This is a genomic window from Mesorhizobium sp. M1E.F.Ca.ET.041.01.1.1, from assembly GCF_003997355.1.
In the GTDB taxonomy this organism is placed as follows: Bacteria; Pseudomonadota; Alphaproteobacteria; order Rhizobiales; family Rhizobiaceae; genus Mesorhizobium.
The window spans coordinates 1-3,645 of sequence record NZ_RZSL01000586.1 but is presented as its reverse complement, the minus strand read 5'-3'; the positions used below and the strand labels follow the sequence as shown (position 1 = coordinate 3,645).

The window sequence follows — 3,645 nt, the reverse complement described above, 5'->3', positions numbered from 1 at the left end:
CTCCAGCGCCGTCTCGATCTTCTCGATCCTGCTCACGGTTTCCTCGATCTCGCGGCGGTAGCCCCGGTTGAGCAGCGCCATGCGCGCGCCGGCGCCGGCGGCGTTGCCGACGGCCGACACCTTGTCGAGGTCGCAGTCGGGGATCAGGCCCAGCACCATGGCGTATTTCGGGTCGATGAAGGAGCCGAAGGCGCCGGCGAAATGGATGCGGTCGACATGGTCGGTGTGCTGCTTTTCCATCAACAGCTTGGTGCCGGCATAAAGGGCTGCCTTGGCAAGCTGGATGGCGCGCACGTCGTTCTGGGTGATGGTGATCTTCGGCTCGCCATCCTTCAGCACGTAGGAGAAGGTGCGCCCGTTGGGGACGATGCGCGGTGAGCGCGCCGCGAGCGAGCCGTCGACGACGCCGTCTTCCGAAATGATGCCCGTCAGATACATCTCGGCGATCACTTCGATGATGCCGGAGCCGCAAATGCCGGTGACGCCGGTCGCCTGCACGCTTTCGGCAAAGCCCGGCTGATCGGACCACAGTTCCGAGCCGATAACGCGGTAGCGGGGCTCAAGCGTGTCGGGATCGATGCGGACGCGCTCGATGGCGCCTGGCGCGGCGCGCTGGCCGCCGGAGATCTCCGCGCCCTCGAAGGCCGGGCCGGTCGGGGAAGAGGCCGCGACCACGCGCGTCCTGTTGCCGAGCACGATCTCGGCATTGGTGCCGACGTCGACGATCAGCATCATCTCGTCCTGGCGGTGCGGGCCTTCCGACAGCGTGACCGCGGCGGCGTCGGCGCCGACATGGCCGGCGATGCAGGGCAGCATGTAGAGGCGCGCGCCCTGGTTCAGCTTCAGGCCGAGGTCGGAGGCCTTGATGCGCACGGCGCCGGAAACGGCGAGCGCGAAAGGCGCGCCGCCGAGCTCGGTCGGATCGATGCCGAGGAACAGATGGTGCATGATCGGGTTGCCGACGAACACCGCGTCGAGGATGTCGTTGCGGTGGACATTGCCTTCCGCGCAGACCTTGTCGACGAGGCCTGAAATGGCCTCGCGCACCGCGACCGTCATGCCTTCGCGGCCGTCCGGATTCATCATCACATAGGAGACGCGGCTCATCAGATCCTCGCCGAAGCGGATCTGCGGATTGGATGTGCCGGAAGAGGCCGCAACACGGCCCGACAGCAGCGACACCAGATGCATGGCAATGGTGGTCGAGCCGATATCGCAGGCGAGGCCGTAGGCCTCGTTCTTCAGGCCGGGCCAGAGCGCGATGACGCGCGCGATGTCGCTGTCGGCATCCTTGTGGATGGCGGCGGTGGCGGTCCAGTTGCCCTTGCGCAGGATGCCCTGCACCTGCGGCAGGAGATAGAAATCGAATTCGAGGTTCTTGAGGCCCCAGTCCTTCATCAAGGCGATCTTGAGCCGGTCGAGATCGCCGAGCGGCTTGTGCATGTCGGGCTCTTCGATCTCGACATAGCACATGCGGATCGCCGTATCGCGGGCGATGACCCTGGTGTCGGCGTCCTTGCGGATGGTCTGGGCGTTGATGACCGTGTCCTGCGGCACGTCGATGACGAGGTCGCCGAGGATCTGCGCCGAGCAGGAAAGGCGGCGGTGCTCGGGCAGGCCGCGCACGCGCTCGTAGCGCTCCTCCTTGGCGCCCTTGGGCGAGATGTGTTCGTTGGACGAGACGATCTTGTGCTTGGCGAAACTGCCTTCCTGCACCTCGATCTGGCAGCGCCCGCAGGTTGCGCGACCGCCGCACACGCTCTCGACATAAACGCCGAGCTGGCGCGCGGCATCCAACACCGGCGTGCCGACCGGGAACCGCCCGCGCTTGCCTGACGGCATGAACAGCACGAGCGGATCGGTTATGTTCGGGGGAGGGTTCATATGCGAATACCTCCCTCTGTCGAAAAAGTCACAATCTCTACCTTATGCCCTCGCCATGCGGGCTTCACGGCCGCCGCGGCGACGACCGCCTGCGGCAGCGCCATCGCCAGGGGCGGTGACCGCCACTGGAGCGGCAACCGCATGGCCGCCTTCGGCAGGCTTGTAGTCCTTGTAGGTCCTGATCCAGTTGGTGCAGTTCTCATCCGTGCCGTTCAGCACGTTGGCGCCGCGCACGGCTTCCATTTCCTGCGGACGGACCGGGTTCATGATGGCGCTGGTCATGCCGGCGCCGATCACCATCGGGATGAAGGCGGCGTTGATGCCGTGGCGGTGCGGCAGGCCGAAGGAGATGTTGGAGAGGCCGCAGGTGGTGTTGACCTTGAGCTCCTCGCGCAGGCGGCGAAGCAGCGCGAACACCTGACGGCCGGCATCGCCCAGCGCGCCGATCGGCATCACCAGCGGGTCGACGACAACGTCATGAGAGGGGATGCCGTGGTCGGCGCAGCGCTCGACGATCTTCTTGGCGACGGCGAAACGGACGTCAGGATCCATCGAGATGCCGGTCTCGTCGTTGGAGATGGCGACGACCGGGACGTTGTACTTCTTGACCAGCGGCAGGATCGCCTCGAGCTTTTCTTCCTCGCCGGTTACTGAGTTGACCAGCGGACGGCCCTTGGCGACCTTCAGTCCAGCCTCGATCGCCGCGGTGACGGAACTGTCGATTGACAGCGGCAGATCGACCAGTCCCTGGACGATCTCCAGTGTCTGAACCAAGAGGCCCGGCTCCGTCTCATTCGGATTGACCGAGGTGACGCCGGCATTGACGTCGAGCATGGTGGCGCCGCAGGCGGCCTGCTCCAGCGCGTCCTTGATGACGGTCTCGAAGTTGCCGGCCACCATTTCGGCGGCGAGCTTCTTGCGGCCGGTCGGGTTGATGCGCTCACCGATCACGCAGAAGGGCTGGTCGAAGCCGATGACGATTTCTCGGGTGGCTGAGGCGACGATGGTGCGGGTCATGCGATCTCTCCGTCGGGATATAAAGAGTTCTTTATATCGTTATCTGATTTCGTTCAAGCGTATGTGTGTCGGCCGCGCCGTCAATGCGCGGTCTTCACCATATCCACCTGGGTTTCGGTAATCTCGTCGTGCAATATGTGGTCGAGCCGCTCGGCAACCAGCTGGTCGTCGCGGCGGATTTCGCGCTTCCAGGGCTGGCGGCCCTTCAGCACGCCCGATTCATCGACGATCTCGGCGACATACTCTTCCTGGCGGTAGGCCATCACATGGACGCCGGCGACGCCCGGAATTTCCTTCACCTCGTTGATGATGTCGATGCAGAGCTGCTTCCCTTCCTTCTTCTGGTCCTGCGCGCCTTCGAGCCGCTTGATCACCGCGTCGGGGATATGGATGCCCGGCACATTGGAGCGGATCCATTTCGCCGTCTTGGCGGAAGCGAGCGGCCCGACGCCGCACAGGATGAAGACCTTTTCCGTATGCCCCAAGTCCCGCGCGCTCTGCATGAAGGCTTTGAACATCGGCACGTCGAAGCAATATTGCGTCTGCACGAACTGCGCGCCCGCGGCGATCTTCTTGCCGAGATGGATCGGGCGGAAATCGTAAGGCGGCGCGAAGGGGTTGACCGCGGCACCGAGGAAGACCTGCGGCGGTGTCGTCAGCTTGCGGCCGGACAGGAACCTGCCATTGTCGCGCATGATGCGGATGGTTTCGAGCAGCGACATTGAATCGAGATCGAACACCGGC

Annotated in this window: 3 protein-coding genes; all 3 read right to left on the bottom strand. The window is 64.4% G+C overall.

From position 1 onward, the window contains the following. On the bottom strand, positions 1-1,884 hold a 1,884-nt coding region (locus EOA38_RS30705; RefSeq protein WP_127300994.1), incomplete at its 3' end, for an ASKHA domain-containing protein. 42 nt (positions 1,885-1,926) lie between these two features. Then, on the bottom strand, positions 1,927-2,901 hold the full coding sequence (locus tag EOA38_RS30700) for a methyltetrahydrofolate cobalamin methyltransferase (RefSeq protein WP_126093289.1): 975 nt from the start codon (positions 2,899-2,901) through the stop codon (positions 1,927-1,929). An 80-nt stretch (positions 2,902-2,981) separates the two neighbouring features. After that, positions 2,982-3,645: methylenetetrahydrofolate reductase (locus EOA38_RS30695; protein ID WP_145966135.1), on the bottom strand; the 664-nt coding region annotated here is incomplete at its 5' end.

Excerpts from the sequence above, each read along its gene's own strand:
- EOA38_RS30700 (WP_126093289.1), bottom strand. The coding sequence starts at position 2,901 with ATGACCCGCACCATCGTCGCCTCAGCCACCCGAGAAATCGTCATCGGC.